Annotated in this window: 19 protein-coding genes; 14 read left to right on the top strand and 5 right to left on the bottom strand. The window is 57.2% G+C overall.

Going from position 1 to position 18371, the window contains the following annotated elements:
- The first annotated feature begins 16 nt into the window (after positions 1-16).
- Positions 17-637 carry a threonine export protein RhtC gene (gene rhtC, locus LGL98_RS24075; protein ID WP_136031868.1) on the top strand — a complete coding sequence of 207 codons (621 nt, stop codon included), beginning with the start codon at positions 17-19 and terminating at the stop codon, positions 635-637.
- A gap of 45 nt (positions 638-682) precedes the next feature.
- Here the strand turns inward: rhtC and LGL98_RS24070 are convergent, their stop codons facing one another.
- Together LGL98_RS24070 and rhtB are read right to left on the bottom strand one after the other, a co-directional pair.
- Positions 683-1591: an Rpn family recombination-promoting nuclease/putative transposase gene (locus tag LGL98_RS24070; protein ID WP_136031866.1), complete on the bottom strand. Its 909-nt coding sequence runs from the start codon at positions 1589-1591 to the stop codon at positions 683-685.
- Positions 1592-1753: 162 nt separating this feature from the next.
- A complete protein-coding gene (rhtB, locus tag LGL98_RS24065; protein WP_002883411.1) occupies positions 1754-2374 on the bottom strand; it encodes a homoserine/homoserine lactone efflux protein in 621 nt (206 codons plus the stop codon).
- A gap of 109 nt (positions 2375-2483) precedes the next feature.
- On the opposite strand from rhtB, the gene pldB reads away from it, so the two are divergent.
- The 3 genes from pldB to LGL98_RS24050 all read left to right on the top strand — a co-directional run bounded on the left by pldB (position 2484) and on the right by LGL98_RS24050 (position 5309).
- Positions 2484-3476 (top strand): lysophospholipase L2, encoded by a 993-nt coding sequence (pldB, locus tag LGL98_RS24060; RefSeq protein ID WP_136031864.1) that lies wholly within the window; start codon positions 2484-2486, stop codon positions 3474-3476.
- A gap of 44 nt (positions 3477-3520) precedes the next feature.
- On the top strand, positions 3521-4321 hold the full coding sequence (gene yigL / locus LGL98_RS24055; RefSeq protein ID WP_136031861.1) for a sugar/pyridoxal phosphate phosphatase YigL: 801 nt from the start codon (positions 3521-3523) through the stop codon (positions 4319-4321).
- A gap of 88 nt (positions 4322-4409) precedes the next feature.
- Complete coding sequence (locus tag LGL98_RS24050) at positions 4410-5309, top strand: carboxylate/amino acid/amine transporter (RefSeq protein ID WP_136031859.1); 900 nt, start codon at positions 4410-4412, stop codon at positions 5307-5309.
- On the opposite strand, the gene metR is transcribed toward LGL98_RS24050, so the two are convergent.
- Positions 5197-6150 carry an HTH-type transcriptional regulator MetR gene (gene metR / locus LGL98_RS24045; protein WP_136031857.1) on the bottom strand — a complete coding sequence of 318 codons (954 nt, stop codon included), beginning with the start codon at positions 6148-6150 and terminating at the stop codon, positions 5197-5199. The genes LGL98_RS24050 and metR overlap by 113 nt on opposite strands.
- A 231-nt stretch (positions 6151-6381) precedes the next feature.
- On the opposite strand from metR, the gene metE reads away from it, so the two are divergent.
- Positions 6382-8646 (top strand): 5-methyltetrahydropteroyltriglutamate--homocysteine S-methyltransferase, encoded by a 2265-nt coding sequence (gene metE / locus LGL98_RS24040; protein ID WP_136031855.1) that lies wholly within the window; start codon positions 6382-6384, stop codon positions 8644-8646.
- Positions 8647-8704: 58 nt separating this feature from the next.
- Here metE and LGL98_RS24035 read toward each other — a convergent pair whose 3' ends face one another.
- Positions 8705-9517, bottom strand: a complete 813-nt coding sequence (locus LGL98_RS24035; RefSeq protein WP_136031853.1) for a dienelactone hydrolase family protein — start codon at positions 9515-9517, stop codon at positions 8705-8707.
- 272 nt (positions 9518-9789) lie between these two features.
- On the opposite strand from LGL98_RS24035, the gene udp reads away from it, so the two are divergent.
- The 9 genes from udp (at position 9790) to tatD (ending at position 17755) form a co-directional block, all read left to right on the top strand.
- Positions 9790-10551, top strand: a complete 762-nt coding sequence (gene udp / locus LGL98_RS24030) for a uridine phosphorylase (protein ID WP_002883419.1) — start codon at positions 9790-9792, stop codon at positions 10549-10551.
- A gap of 135 nt (positions 10552-10686) precedes the next feature.
- Positions 10687-12135 (top strand): DNA recombination protein RmuC, encoded by a 1449-nt coding sequence (gene rmuC, locus LGL98_RS24025; RefSeq protein WP_136031851.1) that lies wholly within the window; start codon positions 10687-10689, stop codon positions 12133-12135.
- A 70-nt stretch (positions 12136-12205) separates the two neighbouring features.
- Positions 12206-12961, top strand: a complete 756-nt coding sequence (gene ubiE, locus LGL98_RS24020; protein ID WP_002883421.1) for a bifunctional demethylmenaquinone methyltransferase/2-methoxy-6-polyprenyl-1,4-benzoquinol methylase UbiE — start codon at positions 12206-12208, stop codon at positions 12959-12961.
- A 13-nt stretch (positions 12962-12974) separates the two neighbouring features.
- Positions 12975-13580 carry a ubiquinone biosynthesis protein UbiJ gene (ubiJ, locus tag LGL98_RS24015; RefSeq protein WP_002883422.1) on the top strand — a complete coding sequence of 202 codons (606 nt, stop codon included), beginning with the start codon at positions 12975-12977 and terminating at the stop codon, positions 13578-13580.
- Positions 13577-15217 carry a ubiquinone biosynthesis regulatory protein kinase UbiB gene (gene ubiB, locus LGL98_RS24010; protein ID WP_039102707.1) on the top strand — a complete coding sequence of 547 codons (1641 nt, stop codon included), beginning with the start codon at positions 13577-13579 and terminating at the stop codon, positions 15215-15217. Before ubiJ ends, ubiB begins: the two co-directional genes overlap by 4 nt.
- Positions 15218-15345: 128 nt before the next feature.
- A complete protein-coding gene (gene tatA, locus LGL98_RS24005; protein ID WP_002883425.1) occupies positions 15346-15597 on the top strand; it encodes a Sec-independent protein translocase subunit TatA in 252 nt (83 codons plus the stop codon).
- Positions 15598-15600: 3 nt separating this feature from the next.
- A complete protein-coding gene (tatB, locus tag LGL98_RS24000) occupies positions 15601-16137 on the top strand; it encodes a Sec-independent protein translocase protein TatB (protein ID WP_136031849.1) in 537 nt (178 codons plus the stop codon).
- Between the two features lie 2 nt (positions 16138-16139).
- A complete protein-coding gene (gene tatC, locus LGL98_RS23995; protein WP_004886745.1) occupies positions 16140-16919 on the top strand; it encodes a Sec-independent protein translocase subunit TatC in 780 nt (259 codons plus the stop codon).
- Between the two features lie 32 nt (positions 16920-16951).
- Positions 16952-17755: a 3'-5' ssDNA/RNA exonuclease TatD gene (gene tatD / locus LGL98_RS23990; protein WP_168435306.1), complete on the top strand. Its 804-nt coding sequence runs from the start codon at positions 16952-16954 to the stop codon at positions 17753-17755.
- Here tatD and rfaH read toward each other — a convergent pair.
- Positions 17752-18240, bottom strand: coding sequence for a transcription/translation regulatory transformer protein RfaH (gene rfaH / locus LGL98_RS23985; protein ID WP_008807930.1), 489 nt, complete (start codon positions 18238-18240; stop codon positions 17752-17754). The two genes, tatD and rfaH, sit on opposite strands and share 4 nt — an antisense overlap.
- Between the last annotated feature and the right edge of the window lie 131 nt (positions 18241-18371).

The following is an 18371-nucleotide window of genomic DNA, read 5'->3' as shown; positions in this document are numbered from 1 at the left end:
TTCCTGCGAGTTAACTATGCTGATGCTTTTCCTCACCGTGGCGCTGGTGCATATCATTGCGCTGATGAGCCCGGGGCCGGACTTTTTCTTTGTCTCACAAACGGCCATCAGCCGCTCGCGCAGAGAGGCGATGATGGGTGTGCTGGGGATCACCTGCGGCGTGATGATCTGGGCGGGGGTTGCTCTGCTCGGCCTGAACCTGATCCTTGCGCAGATGGCGTGGCTGCATAACATCATTATGGTCGGTGGCGGCCTGTATCTGTGCTGGATGGGCTACCAGATGCTGCGTGGCGCGCTGAAAAAAGAGGCGGTGGCCCCGGCGGAGCCGCAGGTGGAGCTGGCCCGTAGCGGACGCAGCTTCGTGAAGGGATTGTTGACCAATCTGGCGAATCCGAAAGCAATCATCTACTTCGGCTCGGTGTTCTCGTTGTTCGTCGGTGATAGCGTTGGCGCCGGCGCGCGCTGGGGTATTTTCCTGCTGATTATCGTCGAGACGCTGGCCTGGTTTATGGTGGTTGCCAGCCTGTTCGCCCTGCCGGGGATGCGCCGCGGCTATCAGCGGATGGCGAAGTGGATCGATGGTATCGCCGGTACGCTGTTTGCGGGCTTTGGCATCCACCTGATTATCTCGCGTTAACCGGCATGCTGTGTCCCCACCCGGTTGTTTCCGGGTGGGAAAGTATCAGTGGCGAAGCCGCTGCAGCTCATCCTCAGCCAGACCGGTCATTTCCATAATCGCCTGGTCATCAATACCGCGATTGCGCATCGCTTCGGCAACCTGCACCAGAGCCTGGTGTTTACCTTCTTTTATGCCTTGCTGTACGCCTTTCTCCATACCTTCTGCAAGCCATGTTTCCGCCAGCGTCATCAGTAATCCTCCATGCTGCGGCACGCGCTGTGCCAGCCCGTACAAGAGTGTCCGAGTATCTTCGGCATCCCCTGCCTGAGCCATATAGTTTACCAATACGGTGATTTGTTGTCCGCTCATCTGCTCCAGCATTAAGAGGTGGGTCAACTTATCCAGCAATTGCGCCATATCGCGCTGGCGGATGTGCTTTTGCACCAGCGTCAGGGCTGCCATGCTGCGGTGCTGCATGATGTCGTCATCGGGGATCACCGTGATATCGACCAGCGGAAACGCCCCGCTATAGAGCTGGCGGGCGGTTTCAGGATCGGCAAAATTATCCAGCCAGCGCATCGACCAGGGATAGGGGCTGCGTCGTCCCTGATAAAAGAGAATAGGGATAACCAGAGGCAGCGTTTTATGGCCGCTCTCCAGGTGCCGTTGCATGGCGGCGACAGCATAGCGCATTAAGCGAAAGGCCATCAGCTTATCAGGTGCGCTCTGGTGCTCGATCAGAACATGGACATAGCCCGCACCGCGGGTGGTTTCCAGCGAATAAAGGATATCGCTGTAGTAAGGCCTGAGATCGTCTTCGAGAAAGCTGCCGGATTTCAGACGCAGGGTATCCAGTTTGCAGATCTGTATTAACGACGAAGGCAGGTGGAGCTCGATAAAATCGCGCGCCGTCTCTACTCGCGAGAGAAAACTTTTAAATACTGCATCATGAGGAGTCGCCGTTTCCGCCATCGCCGTTCATCCGTGAATCACGTATCTGGCGGCATCCTGACACGGTAGGTTCAACGCCGACAGCGGGTAAAAAAATTAATTACCCGCTTTGCGTGTCGGCTCGTGTAGAGAGAAAGCGTCGTTCACCTGGCGAACCTCTCTTTGCGAGCGAGATTCCATGATTCAGGCGTGACGGGCGGAGGCGAGCAGCGCTCCGACCAGCATAAACAGCGAACCAAAGACTTTGTTCAGCGCCTTCATCTGCTTTGGCCCTTTAATCCATGCTGAAATGCGCTGCGCCAGGGTCGCATAGCCAATCATCACAATGATATCGACGACAATGGTGGTGACGCCCAGAACAAGATACTGCATCACCTGCGGCTGGTGCGGCAGGATAAACTGCGGAAACAGGGCGGCCAGAAACACAATGCTTTTGGGATTGGTGAGATTTACGAACACCGCGCGCTGGAACAGTTTGCCGCGCGTCTGCGCCTTCGCCAGCGTATTCAGGTCGATGGCCCCTGCCGCCCGCCATTGCTGAATACCCAGCCAGATAAGATAAGCCGCGCCGGCCCATTTCAGCACTTCAAAGGCCAGTACCGAGCGGGAGAAGAGGGTGCCGAGACCAACGCCAACCAGCACGATATGAATGGCCAGCCCAGTCTGCAAACCGGCAATCGACGCCGCCGCGCCGCGGTAACCGTGGTTAATGGAGGTGGTCATGGTATTAATCGCTCCGGAACCCGGCGACAGGCTGAGAATAATTGATGTCAGCAGGTAGGCGAACCACCACTCAATGGTCATGAGAAACTCCCTGATTGTCTGTTTTTATGCCACAATACGCTATTGTGTCAGCATTGTGTGATACACGGTAAAAAAACGATTTTCAGCGGTTAACAGGGGTGTAAACCCGATGTTTGGGCAGAAAAAGGACTGGGAAACACGAGAAAACGCGTTTGCGGCCTTTAGCATGGGGCCGCTGACGGATTTCTGGCGACAGCGCGAAGAAGCTGAATTTAAAGGCGTCGACGATGTACCGGTACGCTTTGTCCGCTTTTGCGCGCAACATAACGATCGTCTGGTGTTGATTTGCCCCGGGCGCATTGAAAGCTACGTGAAGTATGCTGAAGTGGCCTACGATCTCTTTCACAGCGGCTTTGACGTGATGATCATTGACCATCGCGGGCAGGGACGCTCGGGCCGCCTGCTGTCAGATACCCACCGCGGACATGTGGTTAATTTCAGCGACTATGTTGATGACCTGGCCGCGCTCTGGCAGCAGCAGGTGGTTCCTGGACACTGGCGAAAACGGTTTATCCTTGCCCATTCTATGGGCGGAGCGATTGCCACGCTTTTTCTGCAACGTTACCAGGCGCATTGCGATGCAATAGCGCTCTGCGCGCCGATGTTCGGGATTATTATTCGGCTGCCGGACTGGATGGTGCGCCATATTCTCGACTGGGCTGAGGGCCATCAGCGCATTCGCGAAGAGTATGCCATCGGCACCGGGCGCTGGCGGGCATTGCCTTTTGCCGTTAACGTGCTGACGCACAGTCGACAACGCTATCGTCGCAACCTGCGCTTCTATGCCGATGAGCCGCGGCTGCAGGTCGGCGGCCCGACCTGGCACTGGGTGCGTGAGGGCATGCTGGCTGGAGACGAAGTGCTGGCGAATGTGGAAAAAGATACCGCCCCGACGCTGCTTTTACAGGCGGAAGAGGAGCGGGTGGTCGATAATCTGATGCACGACCGCTATTGTGAATTACGGGCCGCTGCCGGCCATCCCTGTGAGGGCGGTAAGCCGCTCGTCATTGAAGGGGCATATCATGAGATCCTTTTTGAAAAGGACGCTATGCGCTCAGTCGCGCTCAATGCCATCGTCGAGTTTTTCAATCGACATACTTAATCCGACGATAACGCTCGTCGCCCTGCTTAGAGGTTAACTTTTTTATGTACCAGGTTGTTGCGTCTGATTTAGACGGCACGCTGCTTTCCCCCGGCCATTTCCTGACCCCGTATGCCAAAGAGACGCTGAAGCTGCTGACCGCCCGAGGGATCAATTTCGTCTTCGCCACCGGCCGTCACTACATCGACGTCGGGCAGATCCGCGATAATCTCGGCATCCGGTCGTACATGATCACCTCTAACGGCGCCCGGGTTCACGATAGCGATGGCCAGCAAATCTTCGCCCATAACCTCGACCGCGATATTGCCGCCGACCTGTTTGAGATCGTGCGTAACGACCCGAAAATCGTCACTAACGTCTATCGGGAAGACGAGTGGTATATGAACCGCCATCGTCCGGAAGAGATGCGCTTCTTCAAGGAGGCGGTGTTTAACTACAAGCTGTATGAGCCGGGCGAACTGGATCCGCAGGGGATCAGCAAGGTCTTCTTTACCTGCGAGGATCACGAGCACCTCCTGCCGCTGGAGCAGGCGATGAACGCCCGCTGGGGCGATCGGGTGAACGTCAGCTTCTCCACCTTAACCTGCCTGGAAGTCATGGCGGGTGGGGTATCGAAGGGGCATGCGCTGGAGGCGGTAGCGAAAATGCTCGGCTACAGTCTGTCAGATTGCATCGCTTTCGGCGACGGTATGAACGACGCCGAGATGCTGTCGATGGCCGGCAAAGGCTGCATCATGGCCAACGCCCACCAGCGGCTAAAGGATCTGCATCCGGAGCTGGAAGTGATCGGCAGCAACGCCGACGATGCGGTTCCGCACTACCTGCGTAAGCTATACCTCGACTGAAAAAGATTGACGACTGGCGAATAACTGTCCAGTCGTCAACCTGACTCTTCGCTACAATGCCTGTTCTTTATCCAACGAGACGACCATTGTGGCGCTGTTAATTATCACCACTATCCTGTGGGCCTTTTCTTTTAGCCTGATTGGCGAATACTTGGCCGGTAGCGTCGACAGCTATTTTTCGGTGCTGATGCGCGTGGGCCTGGCGGCGCTGGTGTTCCTGCCTTTCCTGCGCACGCGCGGCCAGTCTCCGCGCACGATCGTGCTCTATATGCTGGTGGGCGCGATGCAGCTAGGCATCATGTACCTGCTGGCTTTCCGCGCCTATCTCTATCTGACGGTCTCGGAATTTCTGCTGTTTACCGTGTTTACTCCCCTGTATATCACGCTGATCTACGACTTGCTTAGCGGACGTAAGCTGCGCTGGGGCTATCTGCTGAGCGCCGCGCTGGCGGTGCTGGGGGCGGCGATTATCCGCTATGACAAAGTCAGCGATCATTTCTGGACCGGGCTGTTACTGGTGCAGCTGTCAAATCTCTGCTTCGCCATCGGCATGGTGGGGTATAAGCGCCTGATGGAGGTGCGTCCGATGCCGCAGCACAATGCCTTTGCCTGGTTCTATGTCGGGGCTTTTATCGTGGCGGTTGCGGCATGGTTTATGCTCGGCAACCCACAGAAGCTGCCGACCACCACGCTGCAGTGGAGCGTGCTGGTGTGGCTCGGCGTGGTGGCCTCCGGGCTGGGTTACTTTATGTGGAACTATGGCGCCACGCAGGTGGATGCCGGCACGCTGGGGATCATGAATAACGTCCATGTCCCCGCCGGGCTGCTGGTTAACCTTGCCATCTGGCAAGAGCAGCCGCACTGGCCGAGCTTTATTAGCGGAGCGTTGGTGATCCTGGCCTCGCTGTGGGTCCATCGCCGCTGGGTCGCTCCGCACTCCGGACAAACGGCAGATGATCGCAGGCATGGTTCCGCGCAGAGCGAATAAACGCTTCGGTGACCGGTTGACGTTGTTCGCCATCGCGAACGGCCGCGTACAACCGGCTCCATAATCCCTCGCCCAGGGTTTTGGTGACCACCAGGCCCTGGCGTTCAAAGCTTTCCACCACCCAGTGCGGCAGTGCGGCAATGCCCATCCGGGCAGCCACCATCTGGATCAGCAACAGCGTGTTATCGACGCTTTTCAGCTGCGGGCTGATGCCGGCCGGCTGCAGGAAGTGGCGCCAGATATCGAGGCGCCCGCGCTGCACGGGATAAATCAACAGCGTTTCCGCGGCCAGATCCTCCGGGGTAACCAGCGTCTTCATGGCTAACGGATGCTCGGGCGCCAGTACCAGACGCACCTCATAATCAAACATTGGCGAGTAGTGCAGACCGCTGCGCGGCAGGATATCGGAGGTCATCACCAGATCCAGTTCGCCCTGCTGCAGCGCTGGCTGCGGGTCGAAGGTCACCCCGGAATGGAAGTCGACCTCCACATGTGGCCAGCGGGCGCGGAAATTCTCCAGCGCCGGCGTCAGCCACTGAATACAGCTGTGACATTCGATAGCCAGGCGCAGTTTGGTCTGCTGCGGTTCGTTACAGTCCTGCAGGGCGCGGGCGATCTGCGGCAGTACCTGGTTGGCCAGCTGTAAGAGGATCTCCCCCTGAGGGGTAAAACGCAGCGGTTGGCTCTTACGCACAAACAGACGAAAGCCAAGGCGCTGTTCCAGATCGCTGAACTGGTGAGACAAAGCGGATTGGGTCTGGTGCAGGGCCGCTGCTGCGCCCGCCAGTGAACCGCTGTTCCGCAACGCTTGCAGCGTTTTCAGATGTTTAATTTCGATCATGAAAGTCCTTCACTTCGCCATGAGCAATTTGCGCTTGAGGAATATACAGTAACTGCCAATTATGGATGTGTAAACATCTGGACGGCTAAATCCTTTATCTTTCGAATTTATGGTGCGTTGGCTGCACTTCCTCACCCCAGTCACTTACTTCAGTAAGCTCCTGGGGATGAGCAAGTTTGCCGCCTTCCCTAAATCCGAAATCTTTCGGATTGCAATTATGAGGCTCAAAAAATGACAATTCTTAACCACACCCTCGGTTTTCCTCGCGTTGGCCTGCGCCGCGAGCTGAAAAAAGCGCAAGAGAGCTACTGGGCGGGCAACGCCACTCGCGAGGAACTGCTGGCGGTAGGCCGTGAGCTGCGCGCCCGTCACTGGGAGCAGCAGAAACAGGCGGGCATTGATCTGCTGCCGGTGGGGGATTTCGCCTGGTACGACCATGTTCTGACTACCAGCCTGCTGCTTGGCAACGTGCCGGCTCGTCATCAGAACAAAGACGGATCCATTGACATCGATACCCTGTTCCGCATTGGGCGCGGCCGCGCGCCGACTGGCGAACCGGCCGCCGCTGCGGAAATGACCAAATGGTTCAACACCAACTATCACTATATGGTGCCGGAGTTTGTGAAGGGCCAGCAGTTCACACTGAGCTGGACCCAACTGCTGGATGAAGTGGACGAAGCGCTGGCGCTGGGCCACAAGATCAAGCCCGTGCTGCTGGGGCCGGTGACTTATCTGTGGCTGGGCAAAGTGAAAGGCGAACCGTTTGATCGTCTGAGCCTGCTGAATGCCATCCTGCCGGTTTACCAGCAGGTGCTGGCCGAACTGGCGAAGCGCGGCATCGAGTGGGTGCAGATTGATGAACCGGCGCTGGTGCTGGAGCTGCCGCCAGCGTGGCTGGAGGCCTTTAAACCGGCTTATGACGCCCTGCAGGGCCAGGTGAAGCTGCTGCTGACCACCTATTTTGAAGGAATTAGCGACAATCTCGCGACCATTGCTGCGCTACCGGTCCAGGGGCTGCACGTCGATCTGGTGCACGGCAAAGATGATGTCGCCGAACTGCATAATCGCCTGCCGGCCGACTGGCTGCTGTCCGCAGGCTTGATCAATGGGCGTAACGTCTGGCGCGCCGATCTCACTGAAAAGTATGCGCAAATTCTAGACCTCGTCGGTAAGCGCGAGCTATGGGTCGCGTCATCCTGCTCTCTGCTGCATAGCCCGATCGATCTGAGCGTGGAGACGCGCCTTGATGCGGAAGTGAAGAGCTGGTTTGCCTTCGCGCTGCAGAAATGCGGTGAGCTGGCGCTGCTGCGCGATGCGCTGAACAGCGGCGATACGGCGGCGATTACCGAGTGGAGCGCGCCAATCCAGGCCCGTCGCCATTCGACCCGCGTGCACAACGCGGAGGTGGAAAAACGGCTGGCGGCGATCACTGCTCAGGACAGCCAGCGCGCCAGCCCCTATGAGGCTCGCGCGCAGGCACAGCGCCAGCGCTTTAACCTGCCGAAATGGCCGACCACCACCATCGGGTCATTCCCGCAGACGACCGAGATCCGCGGCCTGCGCCTGGACTTCAAAAAGGGTAACCTTGACGCCAGTCATTATCGGACGGGGATTGCGGAACATATTAAGCAGGCGATCGTCGAGCAGGAGCGGTTAGGTTTAGACGTACTGGTGCACGGGGAAGCCGAGCGGAACGACATGGTGGAATACTTCGGCGAATATCTGGACGGTTTTATCTTCACGCAAAACGGCTGGGTGCAGAGCTATGGTTCCCGCTGCGTGAAGCCGCCGGTGGTGATCGGCGACGTCAGCCGTCCGCAGGCGATCACCGTCGACTGGGCGAAGTACGCGCAGTCGCTGACCGACAAGCCGGTGAAAGGGATGCTCACTGGACCGGTGACCATTCTGTGCTGGTCCTTCCCGCGGGAAGATGTCAGCCGTGAAACCATCGCGAAACAGATTGCGCTGGCCCTGCGTGATGAAGTGGCGGATCTGGAGGCGGCGGGGATCGGCATCATCCAGATTGATGAGCCGGCGCTGCGCGAAGGGTTACCGCTGAAGCGCAGCGACTGGGATGCCTATCTGCAGTGGGGTGTGGAAGCCTTCCGCCTTAATGCTGCGGTCGCCAAAGACGACACGCAGATCCATACTCACATGTGCTATTGCGAGTTCAATGACATCATGGACTCCATTGCCGCGCTGGACGCTGACGTGATCACCATTGAAACCTCGCGGTCCGATATGGAGCTGCTGGAGTCGTTCGAAGCGTTCGAGTACCCCAATGAGATCGGGCCGGGAGTATATGATATTCACTCGCCAAACGTGCCGAGCGTGGAGTGGATCGAAGCGCTGCTGAAGAAAGCCGCGCAGCGTATCCCGGTGGAGCGGCTGTGGGTTAACCCGGACTGCGGCCTGAAAACTCGCGGCTGGCCGGAAACCCGCGCCGCGCTGGCGAATATGGTGCAAGCGGCGCGAAATCTGCGCCAGTCCGCCTGATCGTCACGCGAAAAATCAAAAAGGAGGCATTTGCCTCCTTTTTTCATGCTTAGGGCGATTACCCTTTTTTACCGCCATACTGCGCAAACCACGCGAGCATTCGCTGCCAGCCATCTTTGGCTGACTCTTCATGATAGCTGGCGCGATAGTCGGCGTTAAAGGCATGATCGGCTTCGGGATAGACCACGATTTCCGCCGTGGCGTTGGCTGCCCGCAGCGCCTGACGCATAGTCTCGACGGTGTCCTGCGGAATGCTGGCGTCTTTAGCCCCGTACAGACCAAGCACCGGGGCGTTGAGATCGACGGCGATATCTACCGGGTGCTTCGGCGAATTCAGTGATTTTTCTCCCACCAGCTTACCGTACCAGGCCACGCCTGCCTTCAGCTGCGGGTTATGCGCGGCATACAGCCAGGTAATGCGTCCGCCCCAGCAGAAGCCGGTGATCAGCAGACGATGGGCATCGCCGCCGTGACGTGCCGCCCAACTGGCGACATGGTCGAGATCTGCCAGCACCTGCGCGTCCGGCACCTTGGTAACCAGCTCTTTGAACAGGGTCGGGATATCGTGGTACTCATTCGGATCGCCCTGACGGAAGTACAATTCAGGCGCAATAGCCAGATAACCTTCCTGCGCCAGGCGGCGACAAAGATCGCGAATATGCTCATGCACGCCGAAAATTTCCTGTACCACAATAACAATCGGCAGTGGGCCATCGATGTTTTTCGGGCGGGCGTGGTAGGCCGGCATGTTTTCACCCTGAGAGGGAATAGACGTCTCTCCGGCGATAATATGCTCTTCCGGCGTATGAACGGCGGTGGCGGCGTGTGGTGAAGCTGCAGGTGCGAATCCAGGTTGCTTGGTGGTGGTCATGGTATTCTCCGTACCCTTATTTATTAGCGCATCAGTAACTATAGACCCTTTACCTTTAGTTCGGGCGGTAATAAAGCACAGTGCCTGAAAGCGGCTATCTTTTGTTCTGTGACGATGAATATAACTTGTTAATGTGATGTATATCACTATTTACTGAAAAACAACTGCAATCATTATCGGTCTTGGTGACTATCATCACAAAATGTTGCCTGGGGCTTCTGTACAGTACCGTTTTGCTTCTGCTGATAATTCGACCCACAGAGGAGTTTTTTATGTCCAAGTCTGATGTTTTTCATCTCGGCCTCACCAAGAACGATTTACAAGGGGCTACGCTGGCTATCGTCCCTGGCGATCCGGAGCGTGTGGAAAAGATCGCCGCGCTGATGGATAAGCCGGTTAAGCTGGCATCTCACCGCGAATTTACCTCCTGGCGCGCGGAGCTGGACGGCAAACCAGTGATCGTCTGCTCTACCGGCATCGGCGGCCCGTCAACTTCTATCGCCGTGGAAGAGCTGGCGCAGCTGGGGGTGCGTACCTTCCTGCGTATCGGCACCACCGGCGCGATTCAACCGCACATTAACGTTGGCGATGTGCTGGTGACTACCGCCTCCGTTCGTCTGGACGGCGCCAGCCTGCACTTCGCACCGATGGAGTTCCCGGCCGTCGCAGACTTCGCCTGCACCACCGCGCTGGTGGAAGCGGCGAAATCTATTGGCGCCACCACCCATATCGGCGTGACCGCCTCCTCGGATACCTTCTACCCGGGCCAGGAGCGTTACGACACCTTCTCCGGCCGCGTGGTGAGCCGCTTCAAGGGCTCGATGGAAGAGTGGCAGGCAATGGGCGTGATGAACTATGAAATGGAATCCGCCACGCTGCTGACCATGTGCGCCAGCCAGGGCCTGCGCGCCGGGATGGTAGCCGGGGTTATCGTAAACCGTACCCAGCAAGAGATCCCTAACGCAGAAACCATGAAGCAAACCGAAAGCCATGCGGTGAAAATCGTCGTGGAAGCAGCGCGCCGTCTGCTGTAATTCAACACTGTCCCTGTCAGGCCGGGTCCTCCGGCCTTTCTTTTTTGCGTTGCTCCTCGCAGGAAATTCCTTTTAAACTGGACGTTTGTACAGCACAATTCTATTTTGTGTCATCAGGTTATCGCAGGGGGCGTCGTGGATCTCTCCATTATTATCAGCGCGGTTATCGCACTGGCTGCCGGGTTAATTGTCGGCTGGCTGGCGACCAAAGCGCGCGCCGATCAAATTCGGGCCGATTTGATCGAGGAACGGCGAGAGCTGGATATTGAGCTGAGCGCCGCCCGCCAGCAACTGGCGCAGGAGGCCCATTGGCGTGAGGAGTGTGAGCTGCTGAACAACGAGCTGCGCAGCCTGCGGGATATCAATACCTCGCTGGAAGCCGATCTGCGTGAGGTCACCACCCGGCTCGAATCCACCCAGCTGCATGCGGAAGATAAGATCCGCCAGATGGTGAACAGCGAGCAGCGCCTGAGCGAGCAGTTTGAAAACCTCGCCAACCGCATTTTCGAACACAGTAACCGGCGCGTCGATGAGCAAAACCGCCAGAGCCTGCATGGCCTGCTGACCCCGCTACGCGAACAGCTGGACGGCTTCCGCCGCCAGGTGCAGGAGAGCTTTGGCCAGGAGGCGCGGGAAAGACATACCCTGGCGCATGAGATCCGCAATCTGCAGCAGTTGAACGCGCAGATGGCACAGGAGGCGCTGAACCTGACCAAAGCGCTGAAGGGGGATAACAAAACCCAGGGCAACTGGGGGGAAGTGGTCTTAACCCGCGTGCTGGAGGCCTCGGGCCTGCGCGAAGGCTATGAGTACCAGACTCAGGTCAGTATTGAGACCGACAACCGCTCGCGGATGCAGCCGGACGTCATCGTGCGTCTGCCGCAGGGTAAGGACGTGGTGATCGACGCCAAAATGACCCTGGTCGCCTATGAGCGCTATTTCAACGCCGAAGACGACTACACCCGCGAAGTTGCGCTGCAGGAACACCTTGCCTCGGTGCGAAACCATATTCGCCTGCTGGGACGCAAGGATTATCAACAGCTGCCTGGCCTGCGTTCGCTCGACTATGTGCTGATGTTTATTCCCGTTGAGCCGGCGTTCCTGCTGGCCATCGATCGCCAACCCGAACTCATCAGCGAGGCGTTGCAAAATAATATTATGCTGGTCAGCCCGACGACGCTGCTGGTGGCTCTGCGCACTATCGCCAATCTGTGGCGCTATGAGCACCAGAGTCGTAACGCGCAGAAGATCGCCGAGCGGGCGGGGCGCCTTTACGACAAAATGCGCCTGTTTGTGGATGACATGTCCGCCATCGGCCAGAGCCTGGATAAGGCGCAAGAGAGCTATCGCCAGGCGATGAAAAAGCTCGCTTCCGGGCGTGGTAATCTGCTGGCTCAGGCGGAGGCCTTTCGCGGCCTGGGCGTGGAGGTCAAGCGCGGGATTAATCCTGATTTAGTCGAACAAGCTACGGCTCAGGACGAGCAATATCGCCTCGAAGATGAGGATAACCTGCCGGAATATGACGCATTTTCACCCGACTCTGCCGAGACGGTGCGTAGCCGGGAGGCGGCTCCGCCACGCTGAAACGTATGGGAAATGCGCTGAGTCTGATACACTCAGTGAACATTTTCTTGAAAAGCAAGCAGGCATAGAGATGGTTGAGGATTCACAAGAAACGACGCACTTTGGCTTTCAGACGGTCGCTAAAGAGCAGAAAGCAGATATGGTGGCGCATGTATTCCATTCTGTCGCCGCAAAGTATGATGTGATGAACGACTTGATGTCGTTTGGGATCCATCGTTTGTGGAAGCGTTTCACCATCGACTGCAGTGGCGTACGTCGCGGGCAGACCGTGCTGGATCTGGCGGGCGGTACCGGTGATTTGACGGCCAAGTTCTCCCGCCTGGTAGGGGAAACCGGCCGCGTCATGCTTGCTGATATCAATGATTCTATGCTCAAAATGGGCCGCGAAAAGCTGCGCAATATCGGCATCGTGGGCAACGTTGAGTATGTTCAGGCCAACGCGGAAGCCCTGCCTTTTGCTGATAATACCTTTGACTGCATCACCATCTCTTTCGGTCTGCGTAATGTGACCGACAAAGAGAAAGCGCTGCGTTCGATGTACCGCGTACTGAAACCGGGCGGACGCCTGCTGGTGCTGGAGTTTTCTAAACCGATTATCGAACCGCTGAGCAAAGCCTACGATGCTTACTCCTTCCATATCCTGCCGAAGGTGGGCGAGCTGGTGGCAAAAGACGGCGACAGCTATCGTTACCTGGCGGAATCTATTCGCATGCATCCAGACCAGGAAACCCTGAAAGGGATGATGCAGGACGCGGGCTTCGAAAATGTGGATTACTACAACCTGACGGCGGGTATCGTCGCTTTGCATCGCGGTTACAAGTTCTGACAGGAGGGACGCTATGCCTTTCACACCCCTGGTGACCGCTGGCATTGAAACAGCGCTGAATACTTTCCTCTGGCGCGACAAAGCGCTTAAACCCGCTCGCCAGCGCCTGCTGGGCAAGGTGTTGCGGGTCCAGCTGCAGGATTTCGCCACGCCCGTGGTGCTGGTTTTCAGCGAACGCCAGGTTGACGTCCTGAGCGCCTGGGACGGAGAGGCCGATTGCACCGTGATTACCCGGCTCAGCGTGCTGCCAAAACTGCGCAATCGTCAGCAGCTCACGGCGCTTATTCGCAGCGGAGATCTGGAAGTGCAGGGCGATCTGCAGGTGGTGCAGAACATGGTCTCCCTTTGCGATCTGGCGGAGTTCGACCCTGCTGAACTGCTGGCGCCCTATACCGGTGATATCGTGGCCGAAGGCGTCGGTAAAGTCCTGCGCGGCGGCGCTCAGTTTCTGCTGAAGGGCGCAGAGCGCCAGCAGCGCTATGTCGCGGAAGCGATCACTGAAGAGTGGCGGCTGGCGCCGGGGCCGCTGGAACTGGCCTGGTTTGCTGAAGAGACAACGGCTATTGAGCGCGCGCTGGCCGCACTGGAAAAACGGCTGGAAACGCTGGAGGGCAAATGACGCCAGGAGAATTACGGCGCCTGTATTTCATCATCCACACCTTTTTGAGCTACGGGCTCGATGAGCTCATCCCCAAAATGCGGATCACGCTGCCGCTGCGTATCTGGCGGCGGATGCTGTTCTGGATGCCAAACCGACATCAGGATCAGCCTCTTGGCGCCCGTCTGCGGCTGGCGCTCCAGGAGCTGGGGCCGGTGTGGATAAAATTCGGCCAGATGCTTTCCACCCGCCGGGATCTCTTTCCGCCACAAATTGCCGATCAGCTGGCGCTGTTGCAGGACCGCGTGGCGCCCTTTGAAGGTAAGCTCGCGCAGCAGCAGATAGAGAAAGCGATGGGCGGCCTGCCGGTAGAGGCCTGGTTTGATGATTTTTCCGTTGAGCCGTTAGCCTCGGCGTCCATCGCCCAGGTGCATACCGCGCGTCTGAAAGAGAATGGCAAAGAGGTGGTGATCAAGGTTATCCGCCCGGATATTTTGCCGATCATTAAAGCGGACATGAAGCTCATCTATCGCCTGGCGCGCTGGGTACCGCGTCTGTTGCCTGACGGCCGCCGTCTGCGCCCGCAGGAGGTAGTCCGCGAATATGAAAAAACGCTGCTGGACGAGCTGAACCTGCTGCGGGAATCCGCCAACGCTATTCAGCTGCGGCGCAATTTCGAAGACAGCCCGATGCTGTACGTGCCGGAGGTATACCCCGACTACTGTAGCGAAAGCATGATGGTAATGGAGCGCATTTACGGTATCCCGGTGTCCGATGTGGAGGCGCTGGAGGCCCAGGGCACCAACATGCAGCTGCTGGCGGAGCGGGGTGTGCAGGTCTTCTTCACCCAGGTGTTCCGCGACAGCTTCTTCCATGCCGATATGCACCCTGGCAACATATTCGTCAGCTACGAGCATCCGGAAGATCCGCAGTATATCGGCATCGACTGCGGTATTGTCGGCTCGCTGAACAAAGAAGATAAACGCTATCTGGCGGAAAACTTTATCGCCTTCTTTAACCGCGATTATCGTAAGGTGGCTGAGCTGCACGTCGATTCCGGTTGGGTACCACCCGATACGAATGTCGAAGAGTTTGAGTTCGCGATCCGCACGGTCTGCGAGCCGATCTTTGAGAAGCCGCTGGCGGAGATCTCCTTCGGCCATGTGCTGCTTAATCTGTTCAATACCGCGCGGCGTTTCAATATGGAAGTCCAGCCGCAGCTCGTTTTACTACAGAAGACATTACTTTACGTAGAAGGGGTAGGCCGGCAGCTCTATCCTCAGTTAGACTTGTGGAAAACGGCGAAGCCTTTCCTCGAGTCGTGGATCAAAGATCAGGTCGGCATTCCGGCGCTGGTGCGCGCGTTTAAAGATAAAGCGCCGTTCTGGATCGAAAGAATGCCTGAAATACCTGAGCTGGTGTATCAGAGCCTGCAGCAGAGCAAACAGCTGCAGACCAGCGTCGATACTATCGTGCGGGATATGCATGTGCGTCATGTCCGCCAGGGGCAGTCCCGTTACCTGTTTGGTATAGGCGCGGTTTTATTGCTCAGTGGTACGCTGCTCTTTATCCATCGTCCTGAGTGGGGAATGATGCCCGGCTGGCTGATGGCCGGCGGTGTGGTGACCTGGCTTATTGGCTGGCGGAAAACCCACTGATCGGTTCGCTCTTCATGACGCAGGCTTATTTGCGCAAAATCATGTCGGTGGCCTGACGAAGAGGCAGCTCGCAGGATGGCGTGTATAATGCGTCCACACAATTCATCATCTGTCATAGGGGAACGTGTATGGGTGGTATCAGTATTTGGCAGTTATTAATTGTTGTCGTCATCGTAGTTCTGCTTTTCGGGACGAAGAAGCTGAGCTCACTGGGGTCTGACTTAGGGGCATCTATCAAAGGCTTTAAAAAAGCCATGAGTGATGATGATAAACCCGAAAAGTCGGCGCCAGACGCAGATTTCACGGCGAAAACCATCGCCGATAAACAGGATGATGCAAAAAAAGACGAGACAAAACGCCACGACAAAGAGCAGGTGTAACTCGTGTTCGATATTGGTTTTAGTGAACTACTGCTGGTGTTTGTGATTGGCCTCATTGTTCTGGGGCCACAGCGGCTTCCCGTAGCGGTTAAAACGGTAGTTGGCTGGATCCGTACGTTACGTTCGCTGGCGACCACGGTACAAAATGAGCTGGCCCAGGAGCTAAAACTGCAGGAGTTCCAGGAGAGCCTGAAGAAGGTGGAAAAGGCTAGCCTGAATAACCTGACTCCGGAGTTGAAAGCCTCGATGGATGAACTGCGCGAGGCCGCGGAGTCGATGAAGCGCTCCTATAGCGCCCACGATCCCGAAAAGGCCAGCGACGAAGCCAATACCATCCATAATCCGGTGGTCAAAGGCAGCGAAGCGCAACGCCAGGACGTCACGCCGGCGACGGCAGAACATCAGGCCAGCGCTCCGGCTCATGCGCCGGATCCGGTTGTCGATGAGCCACCCGCGCCACCGGCTGACCTTCAGGCAGAGAAAACATCCGCTACGGCGGCAGCCCCCCATTCTTCCCCCGCATCGAGTGATAAACCGTAAACATGGGCGTAGACGATACACAACCGCTAATTTCGCATCTGATTGAGCTGCGCAAGCGTCTGCTCAACAGCATCATTGCTATTCTGGTGATCTTCCTGGCGCTGGTCTATTTCGCCAATGATATCTACCAGCTGGTCTCGGCCCCGCTTATCAGCAAGATGCCGGTGGGCGCGACGATGATCGCCACCGATGTGGCTTCACCTTTCTTTACGCCGATAAAGTTGACCTTCATGGTGTCGGTGATCCTGTCGGTGCCGATTATTCTTTACCAGGTATGGGCCTTCGTCGCGCCGGCGTTGTATAAGCACGAACGCCGGCTGGTAGTGCCTTTACTGGTATCCAGTACCTTGCTGTTCTATATCGGCATGGCTTTCGCGTATTTTGTCGTGTTTCCGCTGGCGTTCGGCTTCCTGACCCATGCGGCGCCGGAAGGGGTGCTGGTCTCGACCGATATCCGCAGCTATCTCGACTTCGTGATGGCGCTGTTTATGGCTTTCGGGGTCTCCTTTGAGGTACCGGTCGCTATTGTGCTGCTCTGCTGGATGGGCGTTACCACGCCGGAAGAGTTGCGCAAAAAACGGCCGTACGTGCTGGTGGGTGCCTTCGTGGTGGGCATGCTGCTGACGCCGCCGGACGTGTTTTCGCAGACGCTGCTGGCTATTCCGATGTACTGTCTGTTTGAAGTCGGGGTGTTCTTCGCCCGCTTCTACACCGGGAAGCGCCTGACGCGCGATGACGACGCTGCGGCCGAAGCTGAAGCCGCAGAGCACAGAGAAGAGTAATACCGCCAACCGCCCGTCAGGGCGGTTGTCATATGGGAGCGATCATGTTTGATATCGGCGTTAATCTAACCAGTTCGCAATTTTCCCGCGACCAGGATGAGGTAGTGGCGCGCGCTCGGGCGGCGGGGGTTCACGGTATGCTGCTGACCGGCACAAATTTGGCGGAGAGCCAGCAGGCCCAAAAAATGGCGAGCCGCTATTCCGGCTGCTGGTCCACGGCGGGGGTTCATCCCCATGACGGTAGCAGTTGGACGCCAGCGGTCGCCGAGGCGATTTATACCCTTGCCCGCGAGCCGCAGGTGGTGGCGATAGGTGAGTGCGGTCTGGATTTCAACCGTAATTTCTCCACGCCGCAGGAGCAGGAGGCAGCGTTCAGCGCCCAGCTAGCGCTGGCCGCTGAGCTGTCGATGCCGGTGTTTTTACACTGCCGCGACGCCCACGGCCGGTTTCTGGCGCTGCTTAAACCCTGGCTTGAGAAGATCCCGGGCGCGGTGCTGCACTGCTTTACCGGCAGCCGCAGCGAGGTGCAGGAATGCCTGGAGCTGGGTCTGTTTATCGGTATTACCGGTTGGGTATGCGATGAGCGGCGGGGTCTGGAGCTGCGCGAGCTGCTGCCGGCGATCCCGGCAGATCGTCTGCTGCTGGAGACCGATGCGCCTTATCTGCTGCCGCGCGACCTCAAGCCAAAGCCGGCCTCGCGGCGTAACGAGCCCGCGTATTTGCCGCATATCCTGGCAAGCGTCGCGACCTGGCGCGGCGAAGAGGCGCAATGGCTGGAGGCACAAACGGATGCAAACGTCAGGACGCTGTTTGGCATCGACGTTAACGGCGTTTAGATTTTCTGGAAGTCGGTATTTTTAACGCTCTGCAGGACTTGCTTATTCAGCAGGTTTAACAGCAACATAGAGCGCGCTTCGCCGTCAGGCTCGGTGAAAATCGCCTGCAGGCCTTCAAACGCGCCGTCGGTGATCAGTACGCTATCGCCCTCATGCGGCGTTTCCGGGTCGGTGATACCTTCTGGTTTATAGATAGAGAGCTGATGAATCACCGCCGAGGGAACGACAGCGGGTAGGGCGCCAAAGCGCACAAAGTTGTTAACCCCGCGTGTGGCGCTGATGGTGGTGGTATGAATCACCTCTGGATCGAACTCAATAAACAGGTAGTTTGGGAACAGCGGTTCGCTGACCATGGTGCGTTTACCGCGAATGATTTTTTCCAGCGCAATCGTCGGCATCAGGCAGTTCACTGACTGACGTTCCAGATGTTCCTGGGCTCGTTGTAGCTGCCCACGTTTGCAATACAGTAAGTACCAGGCTTGCATAATGACTCATTCCACTTCCAATAACGGCAAGCATAACAAATGGCTTGGGCAATCGCGAAAGCCATTATAATTGAAATCCAATTTTCAGCGTTCTTTCACGCTAATTTAACAAAATTACAGCATCGCGCCGT

The organism is Klebsiella africana (genome assembly GCF_020526085.1).
In the GTDB taxonomy this organism is placed as follows: Bacteria; Pseudomonadota; Gammaproteobacteria; order Enterobacterales; family Enterobacteriaceae; genus Klebsiella; species Klebsiella africana.
The sequence above is the reverse complement of the archived record's forward strand: the minus strand, read 5'-3'. Positions and strand labels throughout refer to the sequence as shown.